Here is a 20,600-nt window from a genome sequence, read left to right on the forward strand (position 1 = left end):
GGACCGGCGAACGTATCGGAGCGGCCGCGGATGCGTTAGGATGCGCGCTTGCCGGCCCGCTTTCGATGGCCAACCCGATGGCTAACCCGCTGTCCAAGTCCTTACCCAACTTGCGGCCCGACCCGCCGCGCTGTGCTGCCCGACCGATCATGTCCCGGACCCCTTTCACGCTATCGCCTGAAGAGATCGAATTCACCGCGATTCGTGCGCAAGGCGCAGGCGGCCAGAACGTCAACAAGGTCTCGAGCGCGATCCATCTGCGCTTCGATATCCGCGCTTCGTCGCTGCCTGAGTTGCTCAAGCACCGGCTGCTGGCCCTCAATGACCAGCGGATCACTCGAGACGGTGTGGTTGTCATCAAGGCGCAGAATCACCGGACACAGGAGCGCAATCGCGATGAAGCGATGCTCCGGCTAAACGAGCTTGTCGAAAGCGTGAGCATCACACCCAAGACCCGCCGAGAGACGCGCCCGACTTTCGCATCGAAGGTCCGCCGGCTCGACGGCAAGACGCGGCGCGGCGCGATCAAGGCCGCACGCGGGCGCATCACCGACTAGGGCGGGCCCGCTTCGGCGAGCCGCAGTGCGAGCCCCGATGCCCGACGGGTCGGCGTCTCGATCGCCTCCGCGAGCACGGCGGCGCTGCCAATGATGTCAATCGAAAGCTTCGCGCGCGTCACTGCCGTATAGACGAGTTCGCGCGTGAGCGCCCGGTTGGCCTGGGCCGGCAGCACCAGTGCCGCGCGCTCGAACTCCGAGCCTTGCGATTTGTGGACCGTCAGCGCGAGTGCCGTCTCATGCGGCGGTAAGGCCGCCGGCGAAATCGCTCGCCAACCCGTGCCTTCCGCGTTCGGAAACACGACGCGCAGCGTGCCGTCGCCGCCCGGCAATGCGATGCCGATATCGCCATTGAACAGGCCGAGCGCATAGTCGTTACGCGTCACCATCACCGGGCGGCCCGCGAACCAGCTCGTGGCTATCGTCGCCTTGCCGGATACTGAAACGCTCACTCCGATCAAGTTGCGTAACTGGATCGACAGCAGCCCGTTGAGACGCTCGACGCCGCGCGGACCGCTGCGCACCGCACACAGTACGCGAAACCGGTTGAGCGCATCGAACAGCGCCGAGAAATCACGGGAGTATTCGATCTGAGAGGGGCTAGACGTGAACGCTCGTTCGTCTTCATCTGTATCGACGTCCGTATCAGTTTGCATCGTCGCAGCCGCCACCGTGCCTGCCACGACACCGACACCGACACCGACACCGGACAGTACAGTCGATAGCGCGCTTGCGTAGGCCGCGAAACCCTGACCGAGATCCGAGACGATCGCGTGACCCAGTTGCATGCCGGCATCGTTGACCAGGCGGGCCGCGGCACTCTGCTCGCTCGAGAGTGCATTCAATGCAGCAGCGGTGTCACCCGCACGGATCGCGAGCGAAAGCCGGCCGATGGATGAGTCGAGGCCGAAGCGATAGTTCTTCTCAAGCCACACTACACAATCCGCCAAAGGCGCGCGCCTGCGCAATAGTTCGTGTGCTTCGTGCTCCGAATACTCTCCGCGTGTTTCGGGCGCGTGTACGTCATGCGGCTCTCGCGGCGCTCTTGTGAACATGTCCTCTGTAACCGGCGGGGTATCAAAGAGACTCAACTGGGCCGTCGTAGAAGCGTCGGGATTCCTGTCGCGCACCGTGCGCGATACCTTGCGCGTGCTCCCGCCCGTATGGCGCTGAGCGGCGTCGTCCGAGACGTCGCGCGCGACGCCGCCCGAGTCCACGATCCCGGGCCACTGTTCGCGAAGCATTCCATCCGGCACACCGAGCGCGCCGGCAAGCACTTCGAGCCGTGCCTCGCTGAGCACCGGCCGCGCGCTGAGTTCGGCGAACACCGCACCAGCCTCGACCGCCGCGAGTTGGTCCTTGTCACCGAGCATGATCAGCCGCGCATGCGGCGCAATCGCATCGAGCAGGCGCGCCCCCATCGCGACATCGATCATCGAGGCCTCGTCGACGACGATCGCATCGTAGGGCAAGGGCTTGCCGCGCCGGTAGCGGAACTGGCCGCCCGCGCCCGCGCCAAGCAGCCGGTGCAGCGTCGAGGCGCGCGTGGGCAATCGCGCGACAAGCGAGGACGGCAAGGCCCCGGCACGCGAAAGCAGCGCTTCCTGCATGCGTTGTGCAGCCTTGCCGGTCGGCGCGGCGAGCGCGATGCGCAGTGCCGGATTGTCGGCCAGCAGGCAGGCGAGAATGCCGACGACCGTGGTGGTCTTGCCGGTGCCTGGACCACCGCTGATGATCGTGAGCCGGCGATCGAGCGAAAGCGCTGCGGCAACACGCTGCCAGTCGACCTCGCCGGCCGGCGCCGCCCCCGGAAACGCATCGAGCCGTGCGCGCAGCGTGGCCGCATCGAGCGGGGTACGATTCGCGGCGAGCGTGCCGAGCGAGCGGGCGAGGCGCTGTTCGTAGTCGTAGTAGCGGGCAAGGTAGAGCCGGTCATGCGCGTCGAGCACCAAGGGCTGACTCGCGTCGCGGCCAACGAGGCCGCTTGCGAGGAGGCGCTCGCGCCACTGCCCCACGGATTCGCCGCCACGGTCCGCCAGCATCGCAAGATCGATGCAAACATTGCCGTCCGCCGTCGCCCGGCTGACTTCCGCTGCCGCACGTGCCAGCGCGCGCACGGCGTCGGCCGGCGCGCGCCGCTGCATTGCCAGCCAACGCAAGCGGCGGGCGAAGCCGTAGGCAAGCGTGCCCGCGAGGTCGTCGCCCAAGGCGCGCGGTTCGCCGCCCGGATAGGAGGCCGACGCGCCATCCTGCGCAGGTTCGTCTTGCAAGGCCGTGATGGCTGCGTCGAATGCGTCGATATTCATGGCGCCCCTCCCTCGAGCAAGGCGTCGAAGCGCTCGATCAGCGCGCGCGGCGGGCGATCCTGATGGACGCCCGTGGGCCGTTCGCGGTCGCGCCATTGCGGCCGCACGCCGCGGACAAACAGATAAAGCGACGCGCCGAAATGACGCTCGTAGTCGTAGTCGGCTATCCGGCTGCGCAAATACCGGTGCAGGGCGACGCAATAGATCAGCGATTGAAGCGCATAACCATGTTCATCCATCGCCGCCGCCATCGAAACACGATCGTAGCCGGTCTCGGTATCGCCGAGATGATTCGATTTCCAGTCGATGATCCAATAGCGCCCGCGATACTCGAACACAAGATCGATAAAGCCGCGCAGATAGCCGTGCAGCGTCGACGCATCGAGCACGAGGTTCGGATAGCCATACTCGAGTAGCAGGCGCGTCATCGCATGAAGATCGAACGAACGCGCCGACAGCATGAACTCCAGCTCGGTCAGCCGCCGATGCAGCGCAATCGCGGACAGTGTGATACTCATTGGCTTCGCGTGTTCCAGGGAGCTCGAGGCGAGTCCCGGACCCGAGCGGACATCCACGAAACACAAACCGTCCCCCCCCTCGCCCTCATCGAACGCAGTCAGCACGGTCGCGCAGACATCCGTGAGGAGACTCGACATCATGGCCGGCATCCGCCTCGCGAGTTCGGGTGCTGCCGGCACGGGACGCTCGGCAAGCGCACGCGCGATCGCCTCGGGCCAGTCATCGGATGAGGTGAAGTCCGCAAGCTCGAACAGCCGGTGCAGACATTCGCCCGCCGCTGCACCGCGCGGGAAATCGACGATATCGCCTGCTTCGCGCAAACGTGCCAGGCCTGCCGGCCGTACCTGCACCTCGTCGTCACGCTCGCTCACGCGTTCGTCATGGTCGGGACGCGGATCGCGCAGTGCCGACGGCTCCCCGAGGTATCCCTCGTGTCGCTGCTCGATCAAGGCGCTGAAACTCGAGATCCTCCATGCTTCGCGCAAGTGGCGCAACGCGACGCGTGCAATGAAGTCATCCGCATCGTGTGACTGCGAGGACACACCCGTGGCCCGCTCGATCAGCGGCATCGGCTCGAGGACGATCGAGCCACCTGCGAGTGCCTGCCAGGCACCCGCTATTTCCGCCGGTTCGGGAGGAGCATCGAGCCACGCCGCAAAGCCGCGGCCAGCACCCGCGACCAGCCAGTTCAATACACTGCGTTGCGCTTCCTTCGTCGACTTGCCGCTGCGGTAGATACCCGCGACGAGATAGCACCGGTAGACCGAACGGGTCAGCGCGACATAGACGAGCCGCGCACGTTCCGCCGCCTGCTCGATGCGGCTCTTCAAGTCGATCGACTCGCTGAGCGCCTCGTCGAGCATTCGATAGTCGATCACGACCTGGCCATCGTCGTCGTGGTATTCATCGGGCACCGGCAGCTTGCCGCCGCGATCGGACTGAAGCAGTCCGTCGGCAAGATACGGACAGAACACAACCGAATATTCGAGGCCTTTGGACTTGTGCACCGTGACGATCTGCACGAGATTGCGATCCGACTCGAGCCGCAACTGGACATCGTCGCTCGAGGGAGGCATGGCGCGTTGTGCCGCGAGCCAGCGCAACATCGGCGCGGCGCCTGCTTGTTCGGCCGCACGTGTCTGCAACAGTTCGGCCAGATGCGAAAGGTCCGTGAGGCGCCGTTCCCCGAGCGGCAGCGCGACGATCCGCTGCGCGATGCGCAGCTCGCGCAGCAAGGTGCGCCACATCGGCGCAAAGCCCCGTTCATGCCAGATCGATCGGTAACGCGTGAGCCGTTCGACCCACGGGGTCGCATCGCTTGCCTGCTGCGCGGCGAGTCGCGAAGCAGGCGTCAGGACAGCCGGCGGGGCAAGCGGCGAGGCAGCCAACGAAGCGGGTTCGGCGAGGTCGTCGTCCCGGTCGATATCGTCGAGCCGCGCAATGGCGGCCGCGTCGAGTCCCATCCAGTCGATCGCAAGCGCGGCACGCAGACGGCGCAGATCGCCCGGGGCCTCGATCGCGAGCAGCAAGCGCTCGATATGCGCGGCATCTTCCGTCGCGAATACCGACTCGCGTGTGAGCTCCACGCTCGCGATGCCCCAGCGTGACAACACACGCTTGATCTCGGCCGCCTGCCGGCGTGTCTGCACGAGTACGGCAATCTGTCCCGGTGTCAGCGGCCTCTCGCCGACCCGTGCGCCCGCGCGCCGTGCATCGCCGAGCAAGCGGACGATCTCGGCTGCACACGCATCGGCTGCAGCCGTCCCGAAGCTCGACTTGTCGAGCAACTCGTCGGTGGGCAACTGCCAGATATGAAGTGCGGGATCGAATACGCGTTCGACGTCGTCGTATGCGAGACTGCTGCCACTATCGGCATCGGCATCGAATTGACCGCCAGGCGCGATATCAGATTCAGTGCTGTACACGCCCGGCTCGCTACCGCGAGCGTCGACAAACGGCTCCCGTTTCCGCTGTCCGGGCCGTACCGGCACATAGTCGAGCCCCTCGAGCACAAAGGCACGTGGATTCGCCGTAAACAGGCGATTGCATGCATCGATCATCGCGGCCGTCGAGCGCTGGTTCACCGCGAGCGAATAGCGCTCGTCCGCGACCTCGCGCGCCCTCAGATACGTATGGAGATCCGCGGCCCGAAAACTATAGATCGCCTGCTTCGGGTCACCGACCAGGAACAGCGGCCCATCGGGCGCGTAGATTCGATGGAAAATATCGAACTGAAGCGGATCGGTATCCTGAAACTCGTCGATCAACGCAGCCGGATACCGATCGCGCAAGGTCGGCGCCAGCCATTCATGCTGGTTCAACGCGCTTTGCAGATTCGACAGCAGATCGTCGAACGACAGCGCCCGTTGGGCTCGCTTGACCTCGGCCAACGCGTACGGCGCCCAGTCCAGCCAGCGATGGATAAGCGCGAGCCAGCGAGTCCGGTACTGGTCCTGTGCGGCCTCCATCGCATCGAGCACCGCATCGACCTGTTCAAAGAAGCGATGTGCAGGCGGTGTCTTACCCTTGTTGGTCTTGCCGGCGAGCATGCTCGCGCGCAACAGGTCGAACTTGTCGGGCAGCGGTGCATGCGGATCACGCTCGGCCGCATGCATCGCCCAGGCATCGAGCACGGCACGCAAGGTGTCGGTCTTGTAGCTCGTCTTGTTGAGAACCGCGAGGCCCGCTTCGACTGTTTGCTCGATATCCGCCTGCTCGGCACCCCAAATCTCCCAGGCTGCACCGATCGTCCTTTCGAAGACTTCGTGCGGCGCTTCGGTTTTCGATGCGCGAGGCCGGTCCGAGGCCTCGAGCGCGGCCTCGGCGGCCGCGAGCACCGCCGGGTCCCAGCGGAGTTCGGCGAGCGGCTTCTTGAGCCGGCGCCGGAGTTCGTCGTCGAGCGACGCGGGCGTCGCGCCACGGCTGACGAGCCACGCGGCGAAGCCGTCGACCTGGGCGGCTTCGGGCTCCACCCGTTCTCTCCAGAAACGCGTCGCGATATCGAGGCGCATCTGGGCATCGTCGCCATCGAGCTCGAACTCGAATGGCAGCGCCGCCGCGAACGGGGCTTCCTCGAGTGCGCGCCGGCAGAAACCGTGGATGGTCCGGATCGACGCCTGATCGAATGCATTGAGCGCGAGACGCAGCCGTTGCAAGGCCTGTTCGTGCGTCAACGATTCACTCAAGGTCGTTTCCTCGAGGCGCTCGATGAACGGATCGTCGATCACATCGCGATCGCCGTATTCGAGCCAGTGGGCGAGCCCCGCGATGCGGGCGCGTATCCGTTCATGGAGTTCGGCGGTTGCCGCATCCGTGAAGGTCACGACGAGAATCTGCTCGACCGTGAGCGAGGTCTCGAGCAACAGGCGCACATACAGCGCCGCGATATTCCACGTCTTGCCGGTGCCCGCCGATGCCTCGATCTGGTTGATCCCCTCGAGCGGACAGACGAACACATCGAGTTCGTTCGCGATGTTCATGCGTCCTCCTGGGTCGCCTGGCCACCGGCCGCACCGAGGTGCGCGCGCAGCGGTTCAAGCACGGCCCGAGCCAAGGCATCGAAATGCGCGTCCAGGCGCAGCGGCGTGCCACGCCATGCGGTGCTCACATACGGGTCGTCCTGCTCGCCGACCCGGTCGAAGCCGCCCTGCCATGCCGTGAATGCAGCGCCTTCGCCCTTGTCGACCCATGCCCATGAAGTCTTCGGGAAGAAAGGCAATGGCGCGCACAAGCCTGCTCGGTACAGGGTCACGAGTTCGCACAGATGGCGATGCGCATGCGGATCCTCGCGAAATTCAAAGCGCGCGCCACGGCCGATCCAGTAGGTCGCACAAACCGCCCCCTCCGGCTTCATCACGCATAGCACGAGATGGTGCAGCCAGGTATTCAAGTAGTCGCGAGCCGTCGGGGCCGCATGACGAAAGACCACGAGGCCGAGCGAGGTCAACGCAGGGAGAGCCCCTTCGAGCACGACGGGCTCTCCGGAAGCCTGCACATCGTGCGGGAGCTGCGCCGGCCAGCACACCGGCAGTTCAAGTGCGAAGTAAGGCGGAGCGACAACCGGCTCGCCGCGTGCCGCACGCACCGCGTCCGCAAGCCGAGCGAGTGAGCTCACTTCGCGTTCGCGCCAGATCGCACCGGTCGCGCCGCCCGGCAGTTCATGGCTTGCGCGCGCGATCCGCGATGCGCGCGCCAAGTCGGCCGCGTCGTCGAGCAGCATCGGCAGCAACCGGTCGGCCAACGCATCCCGGCCATCCCAGTCGAGCACGAACGGCTCGCTGTCGTCGAGTTCGGCACGCGCACTCCTGAAGTTCAGGCCGAGACGGTCACGCAGCAATGCGCGCGCGGGCTGGCTCCAGAACGTCAGCAAGGCATCGAAGGACACGACCGCCTCTTCCGGCGGCGGCAGCGACGTGCCGAAAAAGGGACGGGACTGGATGTTCTCGCCTCTCGGCGCAAGCAACGCGCCGGCAATCTCCGCACGCGTCGAATCGTACGTGAAGAGCGCACCCTTGCCATGCAGGTATTCAGCCGCGTACGACTGCAGAGGATGTTCGACGACAAAACCCGCGCGTGCCTGCGCAATATCCTGGGGTGGCGCGGATGCGCCGGCCAGCGCGGCGCCCAGATAGTCGAGCAGTTCGTCGACGGGCGCCGCGGGCGGCTTGACCGCGTTGTCGCGGATGCTGCGGCCCGTATAGGCGACGACAAAATGGTCGCGCGCGGCAAGCAGGTAGTCGAGGAACAGATTGCGGTCGTCGTCGCGGCGCTGACGATCGCCGAGTTTCGGAAACGCGGCAAGCAGGTCGAACTCGGGGGCGCGTGCCGCATTCGGCAGCACGCCATCGTCGAGGCCGAGCAGGCAGATCACGCGAAACGGTACGCCACGCAGGCTCGTCAGGGCCGAGAACGTGACACCGCCTGCCGGTACGCCGCCGCGCGCGGGGTCGTCGAGCGCGGCGGCCAGCGCGTCGCGAAGCACTTCGACGGGAATCTCGAGCGCGCCCGCGCCGTCCCCGATCGCACAAGCCAGTGTGTCGATCGCGTCGCGCACATCGGCAAGATCGTCGGCGAATGCCCGACCCGCGTCGAAGAAACGCGGCAACGCGTCGTTGAGGAGCCATTGCCAGCCCTGCGCATCGCGTATCTGCGCGCATGCGCGACCAAAGCCATCGAGTTCGTCGACGAACGCACTCAGACGGCCGAGCAACTCGGCCTCGGCGCCAGCCGGCCCTACCGTCGGTAACCAGTCTTCGACGGGCTCGGCATCGTCGGGCAATGCGTAACCGAGGTAGAGACGCAGTAAGGCATCGGCGAATGTGTGGCGGCGGCGTCCTTGGTTGGCTTCTTGCTTGACTCCTTGGTCGACTCTTTGGTTGGCGTGTTGGCGGGTCCCTGGGCCGGCGTCCTGCTCGGCATTCCAATCGCTATCGTCGTGGGCGTGGATACCTTGGCGGGTATCCGGGTCGGGTCCGGCGAAGCCGTTGTCGAAGCCCAACCCTCGCCGCGCGCCCGCGGCGGCAAGCCACTCCTGCAAGGTATCGAGCGCGGCCGAATCGATGCCGAAGCGGGCCGCGATCGCATCGACACGCAGCCACTCGACGAGTTGCGACGCACTCACCGACGGGTCGGACAAGGCGAGCCAGTCGAGCATCACACGGGCCACCGGGTTCGACTGAGACGGAGGGAGTCCGGTGATCCGGTAGGGAATGCGCGGCCCGTCACCACCGCCGAACACCGCATCGATCGCCGGGGCGGCCGTGGGAAGATCCGGCAAGGCGACCAGTACATCGGCCGGCGTCAACGAGGGATCTGCCTCGAACCACGCGATCAGCCGGTCGTGCATGGCTTCAAGCTGCCGCGTCAGACTATGGCAGACATGAACTTGTATGCTGTCGTCCGCACCGCCGAGGTTTGCTTCAGCGTCCTCGCCAGCGCCTTCGTGCGCTTCGCCCCCCTCGTCCTCCTCATACTCCTCATACTCTTCCTGCTCCCCGTAGTCATCACGCTCCTCGTGAGCTCCGAGCTCCGACTGTTCTCCATGGTGTCCACGACCGCTAAACAATCCCCCACCCGCTTCGGCGTGGCCGTTTTCGGCCCTTCCCGCACGCGAGTGAGCCGGCCATCGCCTGAGCTCGAGAATGGCGTTCTGGACTCCCGCGAGCCAGGTGGATGCGGGGCTGGGCTCGAACGAGTCGGCGTCCTCGTCGACCATGGCCTCGGTCATCTCGTGCACGATATGAAGCAAGGCCTGCGTCTGGCGCCCCCACTCCGACAACAAGGGATTGCCGACCTCCTGATAGTCGGCCATGCCGGCCGCCTCGATACGACCGAGCTGACGCCGTGTCACGATGTCGTGCCAGAACGCCTCGCACGGATTGAGCAAATAGAGATCGACATCGATAAAACGCCCGAACTCGCGTAGAAGCGCTGCATGCAACGGCGCGATCGTCGGCGGCGCGAAGACCGATACCCGTGCGGGCCAGACCGACCTCACCCGCGCAGGATCGAGATCCGCCACAAGGCTCAGGAAACGCTGCGCAATGACAGGTTCGCCGCGCGGATCGCCGAGATCGTCGAGCACGCGGCGCCAGAGCGCCGATTGCCAGCGCTCGTCGGCGCGGTTGACCTCGCTGGCACGCAGGTCCGGTGCACCGCCCTGCTCCCCGAACAGCGATTCGCCGCGCTGCCATGCGCCCAGATAGTCGGGGCGGTACGTCAGGTAGTGATCGAAGACTTCCGCGATACGCACCGCCAGCGCATGCCGCATTGCCGCGTCGGCACGGTCGAGGTAGCGCGCAAGGCGCTCGTGGCCGGGTGCCTGCCAGGCCGACGGGTCGAGCAGCCGGTACAGACGCCAGCTCAATCGGTCGGGCGCGAACGGCGATTGCTCGGGAACAGGCACGACCTTACCGATCTGCTCCCAGAGCCAGCTCGCCAGATAGGCGAAACGCAGATTCGCGGCCACGCCAAAGGTGCCCGCGATGTCGAGTTCGAGGCGCCGCCGCAAGGCTGCACTGGGCACGATCAGATGTTCTGGCGCGAATGGATCGCGTGCCGGCGCACGGGCCAGCGTCGTGCACAGAGTCGCGGCCAGCGCGCTTTGACGATTCGACTGAATGAGATGAAGCATCCGGATGCTTGGAACTGAAGTCGGGCTGCGGTGAAATCGGGTTAGGCGATCGGCCCAAAAACTTCGGGGCGTCTCGGTCGCGGATCGACCCACATTCCGACCGGTGAGACGGACACTGCCATTCTCGCACGAGACACGCTAGACTTTCTCCCATTCTGTGCAGGCGACTGCGGAGCCGATCGATCCCATCGATGCGATATCCAACCGAGATCAAGAAGTTTCTCTACAGCCAGTACTTCTATGGCGGTTTGCGCATCGCGTTCGGTATATCGTTGCCGGTCGTGCTTGCCCTGCTGGTGTTTCAAAACGCCGAACTCGGCTTCACGATCTCGGCTGGGGCACTCGCGGCCTGCGCGGTCGATATGCCCGGGCCGCTCAAGTACAAGCACAACGAAATGCTCACGTGCTCGGTGCTCGGCTTCCTGTCGGCGCTCGTGACCGGTATCGCGACCGCGTGGCCCGCGGCGCTGTTCTTGACCGTGGTCTTGCTGTCGTTCGCCTTGTCGCTGATCGTGCTCTACGGCGTGCGCTGGCCGCAGATCAGTTTCGCGACGCTGTTCATGATGATCCTGACGATGGATTCGCACTTCACCCTCGTCGGCGCACTGGTCAACGCGAGCTGGATCCTGGTCGGCGGCCTCTGGTACACCTACTGGAGCACCACGGTCAGCCGGTTCCAGCGGGACCGGATCGAGCAGCAGGCGATTGCCGAGAACCTGTTCGCGATGGCCGAGTATGTCCGCGCACGCGCCGCGTTTTACGATCTTCATGCCGATCTCGACGAGTGCTACCGCAACCTCGTGCAGCGCCAGATCGCGACGGTCGACAAGCAGGACGCCGCCCGCGACATCGCCCTGCGCAATCTGCCCCGGCTGCGCGACGGCAAACTCGATGCACACCGCATGGTGTTGTTCAACCTGTTCATCAACTCCGTCGACCTACACGAGGGCATCCTCGCCGCGCAAACCGACTACGCAATGGTGCGCAACGCATTCGGCGATTCGGATCTCATGATGTTCTTTCGCGATCTGCTCGAGAAGCTTGCGGGCGACCTCGAATATGTGGGCCTCTCCGTGCTGCGCGACACGCAGGCCGCTGAGCGCGTGCATACGAAGGCGGAATTTCGTGCGATCGAGTACGAGATCGACCAACTGCGGAAGAAGAACTTTCCGAACGAGCATCCTGAAGCTTATGCGTCGATCGTCGCCTCATACCGGCGCATCTGGAGCGCGGCGCGTGTGCTCGACAAGATGCGTGCGAACACACACCGCGACGTCGCCGTTCAAAAGCCCGAGATGCCGATCGACAAGGCGCTTGATCGCTTCCTGCAAAAGCGCAGGGTGCAGTGGGGGCTGGTGTTCTCGAATCTCACGATGGCATCGCCGAGCTTCAGGCACGCGCTGCGCGTCGCGATCGGCGTCGCGCTCGGCTTCTGGCTCGGGCGCATCCTGCCGCTCACACACAGCTACTGGATCTGCATGACCACGATCATCATCCTGAAGCCGGGGTTCTCGATGACCCGGCAACGCAATACCCAGCGGATCGTCGGGACCGCGATCGGCTGTGCGGCGAGCGTCGCGCTCGTGCTGATCGTCCACAATCACAGTATCGAGCTGCTCATCATGATGATTTGCATGGTGATGGCTTATAGCCTGACGATCTTCAACTACACCGCGAGTGTCGCGTTCACCTCGGCGTTCGTGCTGATCCTGTATCAAATGCTCACGCCCATGAGCATGGGTCTGATCGGTGAGCGCGCAATCGACACCGTGGTCGGCTGCGCGCTCGCGATCGGTTCGAGTTATTTGTTCCCCTATTGGGAATACCGCTTGATGGGGCCGCTCGTGAAGGAGCTGGTCAGATCGATGCGGCGCTATCTCGACGCGATCTGGCCGCGCGGCGTCGCGCTCGCAGGCCAGGGATCACCGCAGGCAGCTTCGCCTGGAGCGCCCACCGTGACGGCCAATACACCCCTGCCGACGGTCGCGCCGCTCATGCAAGGTGGCCAGCTTGGCGAGGCGGTGCCGAAAACACCGAGCGGTACGAAGAGCGGCGCCTGCGTGTCGAGTGCACCGATCCCGACGCGCGCAACCGACACCGTGGTCGACTCGGACTTTGCGCGCCGGCTGGCGAGCAAGAATATGCAGGTTGCGTACGCGAACCTTGGCAATGCATTCCAGCGAATGATGCTCGAACCGAAATCGCAGCAGCGCTTCGTCGCGGAACTCCACGGTCTGCTGGTGCAAAGCCACGTGCTCGGCTCGCAGATGGCCGCGGCGTCTCCCTTGCTGAGCCAACCGCTCGTCGAGCCTGCCAAGCTCGGCGGTCTCGACCGGGCACTCGGCGACGTGCGGGAAAACCTCTTGCAGATCGAGCGCGCCGGCACGGCCTCGCCGACCGTGGACTTGCGCGAGCTCACGCGCGCGCTCGATTCGATGGTTGTCGCGGTCGAGAAAGAGGGAATGGCCAGTGCCGATGCGATCCAGGATCTCAAGCTGCTGGCCTATCAGAGCAAGCAGATGATCGCCGCGTCGCGATTCATCCGCAAGGATGTCACCTCGATCAGGCTGCCGGTCTGACGCACCTCGCGACCGGATCCCCGGGACTCGGCCGCTGCCCCGGTCGTCGACGGTCAGTTACCGGAAGCGGACGAAGCCGGTGAAACCGATGAAGACAATGCAGCCGATGCGGGCGATGCCGCCGCGGGACCCGCGGCCGTGGGCGTGCTCGCCTGCTCTGCGCGCTGCTCTGCTTCGTATTCATCGCGACCGGAAATCGCTTCGTACAGCAACATCGCGATCATCACTGCAACCGCGGCAAATACAAAAACTCCGATCCACGTGACCGGGTCGAGCTTTTTCTTCTGAGCATTCATGGATGGCGCGTTCTGAGACAGCGTGAAAAGTGCTACGCATTTTACGCGTGTCGCGCTGCGGTGCGCTTGGGACGTCAAGGTGGCCAGGCCACGGCGTTGCTCGGGCGGACACAACATTTATGTTGACATATGCAACATAAATGTTGCATTCTTCATCCGCTACAACAAATAGGAGGCGCATGAAGTACAGCGAGTTCAGAAAGTGGCTCATCAAGCAAGGCGCGACATTCGTGCCAGCCAAAGGCAGCCACTTCCGGGTCACGTTTGGCGACAAATCGACTATCTTCCCTGATCACGGATCAAAGGAAATCGGTACAGATTTAGTCGAAACGATAAAAACCAACTCGGATTGAAATGATGAAGTGGCCCGAAAGGGCTGCTTCCTGACTCGCATTCATGCACCTTGGCTGACTTACCGAGAAGCTCGTCTTACGAAAGGACGAAACTATGTACGCATACCCTATAGCTCTGACGCCAGACGACAACGGAACGTTGCTCGTCCAGTTCCCGGATATTCCGGAGGCAATCACGGTCGCAGAATCGGAAGAAGATGTCGCGCGCTTCGCGCTTGAGGCTCTTGAAAGCGCCTTCGATATCTATTTCGATAGCCGACGAGAAATCCCTCTCCCATCGAAACCCAAGCGGGGACAACGCACGATCGCGCTATCCGCTCTCGTTACGTCCAAAGTCCTATTGGCGAACGAAATGGTCCGACAAGGCGTGCGCAAGGCAGAAATGGCTCGTCGTCTAAACGCGCATATGCCGCAAGTCGACCGCCTGCTCGACCCCCGTCATTCATCGAAGATCGATGCCATCGAAACCGCATTCTGGACCTTGGGGAAACGCCTGGAGATTTCCATCTCCTGACCTGCAACACGGAAAGCCCAATCCCGCCTGGCTGCAAACCAGGCGGCCTTTTTTTGCGGATACCATCCGAATAGAACTGAGCGGACTTCGCGCAAAGCCCGATTCGACAAACAAGGGCAAGGCCCGTCATTCATCGCGCGGCCGTACCGGCAGCGCGGTCGAGTATTTGATCTGTTCCATCGCGAAACTCGAGCTCACGTCGTGGAGCGGCACGCCACGGATCAGTTGCTTGTAAACCCGGTCATAGTCATCGATGTCCGACACGACGACACGCAGGAGATAGTCCGTCTCGCCGCTCATCCGGTAGACCTCGACGACCTCGGGAATCACCGTGACCGTCTCGGTGAACTGCCGTGCCCAGGCCTCGCTGTGCTGGTTGGTTCGGATCGACACGAAGACGGTGGTCCCCACGCCGAGCTTGCGCGCATCGCATAGTGCGACCTGCGAGCGGATCACACCGCTTTCCTTGAGCCGCTGCACCCTTTTCCAGCACGGCGTCTGCGACAGATTGACCTGTAGGGCGAGTTCGGCGACAGGCAATGTCGCATCTTGTTGTAGGAGTTCGAGCAATTTTCGGTCGATCAAATCCATGAGGGCTAGTCCGGAGAAAAAAATGCTATCGATACGGGTTCGGCAAGAACAATAGAGAAAAGTTTTCGGTGATTGAACTGATATAAACCCAGGTACGGATGACAAATCGCTTGGTTATCGGGACAAGGACATGGACGCCAACCTGCCGCGCGAACCCGCGCCTGCCTTTTTTGATTGCAGCACGAACCGTGCGCACCCGGCGTTCAGTGCCCTGTCGGCACGCTTCGCCGCAGGCCTCGAGTTGGCATGCGGGGCGCCAGCGGCGCAATTCGGTGCGCGCATCCGCGCCGTGCTCGGCGATGCCCAAGCGCTCACGGCCTGTCTGCCCCCGGAGGTCCTTGCGGGACGAGCTGAAGGATATTCGCGCCATATGCTCGCCTGCGATCCGGCCGGGCGCTTCGCAGCAGCCGCGATCGTCTGGCGTCCCGGCCAATGCACGCCGGTGCACGGCCATCAGACCTGGTGCGGTTTCAGGATCGTAAAAGGCGTGCTCAGCGAAGCGCGATTCAAGTGGGATTCCCGAGCCGAGCGGGCGACCCTGGTCGAGCAACGGCGATGTGCGGCCGGAGAATCGTCATTCGTGCCGGCCGGCTTCGGCGGCATCCACCGAATCGCGAATCACAGTGCGGACAATGCGGTTTCATTTCACGTCTACGGGGTGCACGCCGACGATATCGCGACGCGCGTCAACCGGCTGGTCGAGTTGGCCGAACCGCTGGATCGGGTCTAGGTGCCGCCCGGCCCGTTCCCGGCGGTCGGGATTTGCGGCGGAACCTGATTCGATACCTGGCTGGCTTCAGGGGCAGCTTCCGGGACGCTCGCGGGCTTCACGACCGGCTTCAGGTTCGCGGGCTCAGCAGGTCCCGAGGCTGCACGGTGCAGTCTCGCCTCTGTCGCCGCCTCCCGCACGCGTGCTTCGTCCGCAGGCGAGACGACCCGCACCTCGTCGTGTTCGTTTCGCAGCCCATGTGCGCCTGCGTGCGTACCCCACTGAGCACCTGATTGAGCACCCAGTGGCATACTCGACGGCACCCCGCCCGCAGCCGGCTCCGCCGGTTGACGCAGCATCAGCTGCGGCACGGGAACCTCGATGCCGTCGTCGTCCATGCGCCGCTTGAGATGCTGGTTGAAGGCACGGACGATAGGCCATTGCTGCAGTGGCCGCGTCTTGATTTGCCCCTTGATGACCATCCAGTTCGGATCGAAGCGATCAAGGCCGAACACTTCGACCGGGCCGAGCATATCGCGCCGATAGCGGAAGTCCTCATACAGCTCCCTGCCGACCTCATGAATCAGGCGGGTGATATGGTCGACATCGGCCGAGAACGGCACGCGCACGTCGAACACGGCGAACGCGAAATCGCGCGACAAATTCTTGACGGTCTTGATCTGCGAAAACGGAATCGCATGGATCGCCCCCTGTGAATCGCGTAGACGGCAGGTCCGGATGCTCAGCGTTTCGACCACACCCGCATGGCCACCGTCGACCTCGATCGAGTCGCCGACTGAAATCGTGTCTTCGATCAGGATGAAAAGGCCTGTGATCAAGTCCTGCACGAGCGACTGCGCGCCGAAGCCGAAGGCAAGGCCGATCACGCTCGCCCCAGCGATCAGGGGGGTCACGTTGATGCCGAGATTCGCGAGGGTCGAGATGATGACGATCACGAGAATCACGATGAACGTGAAATTCCGGATCAGCGGCAGCATCGTGCGTGCGCGGCTGCTCGGGCCGGTCTGCTTGCCGCGATGCGTCGAGGGATTCAGGGCTTCGGAAACCGCGGTATCGAGGCTGATCCAGATCAGCCACGAGAAGAACAGCGTCGCGCAGATACTGAACATCGCATGGCTGATGCCGCGCCCGCTTGCCGACTCCTGGGCGAAGTGCACGACCGACCGATCCCAGAGCCGCGCGCTGAGCTCGATGAAGCCGAGCCAGAGGAAGACGGTCAGCAGGGAGCCGAAGAACCGTACGAGCCGGATCAGGTAGACCGACTGGCCATGCCGCAGGCGCCGCTTGCCGCGATCGGACGGACGCGTGAGGTGGCGCACGATCGCCGTGAGAAAAAAGGCGACGACCATCAGCAGCGCGCTGCCGATGGCCTTCTGCAGCACATGCTCGGACGAATCCGTGCCGAGCAGCGTGGCCACGATCGAAGCTGCCGACAGCAGCAGCATCGGCACATGCCAGAGCGAGGCGATGATCGAGAATGTCTCGTTCATGGCCTTGTGCGCGTGTCGGTATTCATAGGCACGATTGCCGAGCAGGTGAGCGACTGGCCGCCGGTACGCAATCGCGAATACGCCCGCGAGAATCGCGGCCCCCATATTGCAGGCCGTCGACAACAACGACGAAAGATTGCTGCCGAGCATCGCGACGACACGTTCGTCGACCGCCGCATCGCCTAATGCGCCAAGCACACCGATCAGCACGAGCAGCCGCCGCGCGTGGACCAGCAGCGCCTGCACGGCCGCGCGCCGATGACCCGACGAGAACAGCGAGAACATGATCAGGCAGAGCGCCGAAAACACCGCGCCGGCCACGATTGCATAGGCGGCCACCACCGCGAGCATGCGTCCGAGCGAGTCGTCGAGCATCCGCGACAGAAGCAGGCTCAACAGAAACGCCGCCATCAACGGCGCGATCCTGCGCGTCGCGAACAACAGCAGCGCGGGTGTCGTCGGATTCGGCTGCAAATGGACCGTGTAATGAAAGTAGCGGCCCGCGCGCCGCTCGACGAACGCGAACACGAGTACCGTGATGGCCCAGATCGCAAGCATCGAGAAGAAGTCGAGCACGAGTTCCTTGAACGGCGTACCCGTGCTCCCATAGAAGATGCCGACGAGTTCCTTGCCGGCCGCACGCACGCGCGCCTGCCAATAGGACAGCGGGGAACGCCCGGCTCGTGCGTTGTGCTGAAGCTCGGTCAGGCCGGTAGCGATCGCGCCGAGCAGTCCCGCGCTTGCGGCTGGCGGCGCGGGCTGGCTCGCATCCGGGAGACGGTTGACGTCGCGCAATTTCTTGAGCTGCCTCACGAGCGCGGCCCGCTCCCGATCGTTGTCGAGCGTGTTGATGACGGAATCGAGCGAGCGGTCCAGTTCCGCGCGGCTGGCCGGCGTGGGGGCGGAGGCCGAGGCAGCCGATGCCGGCTCTGCAGGCGAGATCAGTTTGGCGAACGCGGGTAGCGACGGAATCGCCGCGGCGGCACCGGTCGGCGCGACGGCAGCCGGACTCAAGGCTGGAGCCGGTGGAGGCGCCGCGGCCGAAGAAGCGGCGGCAAATGCATCGGGGGCACCGAACAGCGACAGGCCGCCGGCAAGGAGCAGGCACAGAAGGGAATAAAGAAGCGCGCCAGGCACCAGAGAAAGAAACGGCGGACACACGCGACGGGCGAGCTTCGGCCGGACAGTCGAATCCTGCGGACTCATCTAGGCCTCGATGCAAAAAGTTAGACCATGGCCATCGCCGTCCTCGCGGACGGGCGGTAACCTCGGTCGCTATTTTGCCTGCTCGCAGCGCCGATCGAGGCGATTGCGCACCCGTTTCAACCCGTCGATTGAAACAAACTGTATCTCGCCGATGACTCGCCGCGGGCTTTCCCTTGGTCCTGCTTTAGCTTTGGCCGTACGCCTTGCGTACCCGACCGAGCGCCTCTAGCCGACCTTGCGCTTCGCGGCGACCTTGCGCACGCGTGCGCGCTCATGCTGCTGGAGCGCACCTGCGACATCGGCAAGCGTCCGCTCGGCGAGGGTCTGGTCGATCGCATGCTCGATACGCTCGGATACATCGAGCAAAACTGTCCGGATATGCCGGCCGACGACCGATCCCGCGGCCGGCTTTTCGCGATGCAGCGCAAAAACCGGTGCATCCTCGAGCGCGCGATAAATATCGTCGAGCCGGATCTCCGATGCATCGCGCGCCAGCAATGCACCACCACCCGTGCCGAGCTGGGCCGTCGTGAGGCCCGCCTGCGCAAGCATCGATAGAAGGCGCCGGATCAGCGCAGGATTGGTGTTGACACTTGCGGCAATCCGCTCCGAGGACAGTGGCGACCCGTCATGCAGGGCCAGCATTGCCAGGATGTGGACGCCGACGGCGAACCGACTGCTGGTATTCACTGTCTCTCCTCGTTGGTCGCTCTGATCAGCCAAACCGGATCAGAATCATTTTCGTTCTTCAGGATCACGATGATTCAGAAGAAACTGAAACGAGAATAGGTACAGATAGGCGGCCGGTCAAGGGATAAGTGGTGCACGAAGCAAACCAGCCCTGGCACCCGGTTACAAGTCCTTACCCGAGCGAGCCGTCCGCTACTGGCTCGCCGCCCCGCTCGCGGCATCGGGCGCGCTCGCAGCGACCGTTCCGCTCGCGATGTCCTGGAGCTTCTTGCCGGCCGCCGCAAGGCCCGCGCCGGCTGCGGCAGCGGCCTTCGAAGCGGCCACACCCATGGCGGCATTGGTCGCGCTCGCGACCTCGCCGAAACTCGCACCGGAGGCCGGCAGGCCCAACGCGGCCTTTGCGGCATCGACCAGCGAGGCGGCCTGCGCGCCGACGGCGGCAGCCGCGCTATCGATGTTTGGAGCGGCTGCTGAAACCGCCGAAGCCCCCGCAGCCATCGCTGCGCTCGCGCCGCTCGCGAAATCGGCGATTGCGCCGGAAGCCGCGTCTGCGGCACTGGTTCCGCTCGCGGCCTGGTCATTCTGGCTCGACTGCTGATGGCAGCCGCCGAGGCCGGCCAGGATCGGAAAGGCAAGCACCGCCAACCATGCCGCGATACGACACTCGAGCACACGCCGGCTCGAGACCGGGGTAACGTCCATACACGCCTCCATGCGGGTCATCCAATTTCCGAGTGTATGACGATCAGGCCGGTAGTAGCACAAACGGTTTGGAAAAGAGCTTTCAAATTGCTGACACAATGGCCCGCCGTCCCCGCCGCCACGTCCAACCGCGTCTCCACAGGCTCGCTGCCGCCCGATAGGGCTTCCTTGCTGCCCTATTCGAATTCACGCGCCTCAGGCTCGTCGTCGAACATTCGGTACTTGCGCATCTTTTCCCAGAGCACCTTGCGGCTGATGCCGAGGAACTGTGCGGTGTCCTGACGGCTCCAGCCGTTCGCGTCGAGCGCCTCGGCGACGCGTCCGCGCTCGGTCATGTCCCATTTGCTGCGGTCGACGATTTCGATCACCGGGTCCGTGCGCGGCGGCTGGACATTGCGTGCACGCAACAGAATGGCCTGCAGGCGTTCGGCATCCCAGCCGAGCTGGCGCACCGTCACGCCGATTCGCTCAGCGAGATTGCGTAGTTCGCGCTCACGTTCATCGGCAAAGCAGGGACAAGCGAATGCTTCTGGTAGTCATATGTCATCCGAACGGTTACACATTGCATCCCCCCCGCGCAGGCCATGCACGTGCGCTACAGCCGAACTTCGGCGGAGGTCCTCCACGCTCGAGAGGCGTTCACTCGCGCTTCAAACAGCATTCCTGTTGTTCAAGGTCGAGTTCGCGAGTCTTCACGATGCGCGTTTCGTTCCTAGAAGCCCGGTACCCAGGACGGTTGCCGGCTCACGATCACACCGAGCGCCGCCAGGGAGCGCGGGACAAGGCCAAGACGAGGTCAGCTGTACGCATGAGACGCCCCCTTTAGAAGTGACTCTCCGAGATACGGGAGCCGCTTTCGCTTATGCTGAATCCCGACCCTGGGGAAGCGCGTAACGATAGCGTCGTCGTGAGTTCAACCCCGGCAAGACGCCGAG

The 20,600-nt window shown here is 64.1% G+C and carries 13 protein-coding genes and 1 pseudogene; 5 read left to right on the top strand and 9 right to left on the bottom strand.

Annotation, left to right across the window (positions count from 1 at the left end):
• Positions 1–149: 149 nt before the first annotated feature.
• A complete protein-coding gene (arfB, locus tag HV670_RS09250) occupies positions 150–557 on the top strand; it encodes an alternative ribosome rescue aminoacyl-tRNA hydrolase ArfB (protein ID WP_425511403.1) in 408 nt (135 codons plus the stop codon).
• On the opposite strand, the gene HV670_RS30940 is transcribed toward arfB, so the two are convergent.
• Genes HV670_RS30940 through HV670_RS09270 form a run of 3 tightly spaced genes read right to left on the bottom strand, consistent with a single transcriptional unit; the run spans position 554 to position 10,514 of the window.
• The gene (locus HV670_RS30940; RefSeq protein ID WP_246257181.1) at positions 554–2,863 is read right to left on the bottom strand and encodes an AAA family ATPase; all 2,310 of its coding nucleotides are present in this window, start codon (positions 2,861–2,863) and stop codon (positions 554–556) included. The genes arfB and HV670_RS30940 overlap by 4 nt on opposite strands.
• Positions 2,860–6,861, bottom strand: coding sequence for a UvrD-helicase domain-containing protein (locus tag HV670_RS09265; protein WP_175104473.1), 4,002 nt, complete (start codon positions 6,859–6,861; stop codon positions 2,860–2,862). Before HV670_RS09265 ends, HV670_RS30940 begins: the two co-directional genes overlap by 4 nt.
• The gene (locus tag HV670_RS09270; protein WP_175104474.1) at positions 6,858–10,514 is read right to left on the bottom strand and encodes an exodeoxyribonuclease V subunit gamma; all 3,657 of its coding nucleotides are present in this window, start codon (positions 10,512–10,514) and stop codon (positions 6,858–6,860) included. Before HV670_RS09270 ends, HV670_RS09265 begins: the two co-directional genes overlap by 4 nt.
• 191 nt (positions 10,515–10,705) lie before the next feature.
• Here HV670_RS09270 and HV670_RS09275 point away from each other — a divergent pair, with 191 nt between their 5' ends.
• Positions 10,706–13,093, top strand: coding sequence for an FUSC family protein (locus HV670_RS09275; RefSeq protein WP_175104475.1), 2,388 nt, complete (start codon positions 10,706–10,708; stop codon positions 13,091–13,093).
• Positions 13,094–13,146: 53 nt separating this feature from the next.
• On the opposite strand, the gene HV670_RS09280 is transcribed toward HV670_RS09275, so the two are convergent.
• Positions 13,147–13,389 carry a hypothetical protein gene (locus tag HV670_RS09280; RefSeq protein WP_175104476.1) on the bottom strand — a complete coding sequence of 81 codons (243 nt, stop codon included), beginning with the start codon at positions 13,387–13,389 and terminating at the stop codon, positions 13,147–13,149.
• Positions 13,390–13,568: 179 nt separating this feature from the next.
• On the opposite strand from HV670_RS09280, the gene HV670_RS09285 reads away from it, so the two are divergent.
• Together HV670_RS09285 and HV670_RS09290 are read left to right on the top strand one after the other, a co-directional pair.
• A complete protein-coding gene (locus HV670_RS09285; RefSeq protein ID WP_175104477.1) occupies positions 13,569–13,742 on the top strand; it encodes a type II toxin-antitoxin system HicA family toxin in 174 nt (57 codons plus the stop codon).
• A 94-nt stretch (positions 13,743–13,836) separates the two neighbouring features.
• Complete coding sequence (locus HV670_RS09290; RefSeq protein WP_175104478.1) at positions 13,837–14,256, top strand: type II toxin-antitoxin system HicB family antitoxin; 420 nt, start codon at positions 13,837–13,839, stop codon at positions 14,254–14,256.
• 126 nt (positions 14,257–14,382) lie between these two features.
• On the opposite strand, the gene HV670_RS09295 is transcribed toward HV670_RS09290, so the two are convergent.
• A complete protein-coding gene (locus tag HV670_RS09295; protein WP_175104479.1) occupies positions 14,383–14,847 on the bottom strand; it encodes an Lrp/AsnC family transcriptional regulator in 465 nt (154 codons plus the stop codon).
• Positions 14,848–14,977: 130 nt separating this feature from the next.
• On the opposite strand from HV670_RS09295, the gene HV670_RS09300 reads away from it, so the two are divergent.
• Positions 14,978–15,577, top strand: coding sequence for a cysteine dioxygenase family protein (locus HV670_RS09300; RefSeq protein ID WP_175104480.1), 600 nt, complete (start codon positions 14,978–14,980; stop codon positions 15,575–15,577).
• Here the strand turns inward: HV670_RS09300 and HV670_RS09305 are convergent.
• The 4 genes and pseudogenes from HV670_RS09305 to HV670_RS09320 form a co-directional block, all read right to left on the bottom strand.
• Complete coding sequence (locus HV670_RS09305; protein ID WP_175104481.1) at positions 15,574–18,273, bottom strand: mechanosensitive ion channel family protein; 2,700 nt, start codon at positions 18,271–18,273, stop codon at positions 15,574–15,576. The genes HV670_RS09300 and HV670_RS09305 overlap by 4 nt on opposite strands.
• A 225-nt stretch (positions 18,274–18,498) precedes the next feature.
• Entirely contained in the window at positions 18,499–18,963 is a 465-nt protein-coding gene (locus tag HV670_RS09310) for an Rrf2 family transcriptional regulator (protein ID WP_175104482.1), read from the bottom strand.
• 192 nt (positions 18,964–19,155) lie between these two features.
• Complete coding sequence (locus HV670_RS09315) at positions 19,156–19,665, bottom strand: hypothetical protein (protein WP_175104483.1); 510 nt, start codon at positions 19,663–19,665, stop codon at positions 19,156–19,158.
• A 176-nt stretch (positions 19,666–19,841) separates the two neighbouring features.
• Positions 19,842–20,156 (bottom strand): annotated as a pseudogene (locus tag HV670_RS09320) (helix-turn-helix domain-containing protein); the annotation flags it as partial.
• Positions 20,157–20,600: the final 444 nt, after the last annotated feature.

Origin of the sequence: Pararobbsia alpina (assembly GCF_902859895.1) — a bacterium.
GTDB classification, from domain to species: domain Bacteria; phylum Pseudomonadota; class Gammaproteobacteria; order Burkholderiales; family Burkholderiaceae; genus Pararobbsia; species Pararobbsia alpina.

What these genes read in the sequence shown, in the direction of transcription:
- HV670_RS09275 (WP_175104475.1), top strand. Translation starts at nt 10,706, where the DNA reads ATGCGATATCCAACCGAGATCAAGAAGTTTCTCTACAGCCAGTACTTC.
- HV670_RS09285 (WP_175104477.1), top strand. Translation starts at nt 13,569, where the DNA reads ATGAAGTACAGCGAGTTCAGAAAGTGGCTCATCAAGCAAGGCGCGACA.
- HV670_RS30940 (WP_246257181.1), bottom strand. Translation starts at nt 2,863, where the DNA reads ATGAATATCGACGCATTCGACGCAGCCATCACGGCCTTGCAAGACGAA.
- HV670_RS09290 (WP_175104478.1), top strand. Translation starts at nt 13,837, where the DNA reads ATGTACGCATACCCTATAGCTCTGACGCCAGACGACAACGGAACGTTG.
- arfB (WP_425511403.1), top strand. Translation starts at nt 150, where the DNA reads ATGTCCCGGACCCCTTTCACGCTATCGCCTGAAGAGATCGAATTCACC.
- HV670_RS09295 (WP_175104479.1), bottom strand. Translation starts at nt 14,847, where the DNA reads ATGGATTTGATCGACCGAAAATTGCTCGAACTCCTACAACAAGATGCG.
- HV670_RS09280 (WP_175104476.1), bottom strand. Translation starts at nt 13,389, where the DNA reads ATGAATGCTCAGAAGAAAAAGCTCGACCCGGTCACGTGGATCGGAGTT.
- HV670_RS09315 (WP_175104483.1), bottom strand. Translation starts at nt 19,665, where the DNA reads ATGGACGTTACCCCGGTCTCGAGCCGGCGTGTGCTCGAGTGTCGTATC.
- HV670_RS09305 (WP_175104481.1), bottom strand. Translation starts at nt 18,273, where the DNA reads ATGAGTCCGCAGGATTCGACTGTCCGGCCGAAGCTCGCCCGTCGCGTG.
- HV670_RS09300 (WP_175104480.1), top strand. Translation starts at nt 14,978, where the DNA reads ATGGACGCCAACCTGCCGCGCGAACCCGCGCCTGCCTTTTTTGATTGC.
- HV670_RS09270 (WP_175104474.1), bottom strand. Translation starts at nt 10,514, where the DNA reads ATGCTTCATCTCATTCAGTCGAATCGTCAAAGCGCGCTGGCCGCGACT.
- HV670_RS09265 (WP_175104473.1), bottom strand. Translation starts at nt 6,861, where the DNA reads ATGAACATCGCGAACGAACTCGATGTGTTCGTCTGTCCGCTCGAGGGG.